Below are 283 nucleotides of genomic sequence, written 5' to 3' on the forward strand. Positions count from 1 at the left end.
TACTTAGCGTCCATGCTAAGTAAAGCCACGCTTACTTAGCATGGTGTTAGCTGATGCCCACCACCCCACTGGCGCAGAGTTCTCGCATCGGTCGATATGTAGAGACCACTACGGGCGGCGAGAAGGTCCGGGCCTATGTTCCGCAGCCTCTACCGCCCAACCCGCCAATTGCGATCCAACCCCTGCTGTCGCGCTTAAGCGCCGCAGACCAGGCAGTTGGTCGCCTCGATGGCATCTCGGTGCTTCTCCCTGACAAAAATCTATTCCTCTATATGTACGTTCG

Annotated in this window: 1 protein-coding gene; it reads left to right on the top strand. The window is 56.5% G+C overall.

What is annotated here, in order from left to right:
• Nucleotides 1–53 precede the first annotated feature (53 nt).
• Nucleotides 54–283: hypothetical protein (locus tag ACZ3HG_RS23365; protein ID WP_465334708.1), on the top strand; the 230-nt coding region annotated here is incomplete at its 3' end.

This window comes from Erwinia sp. PME.40.26/001, assembly GCF_055556675.1.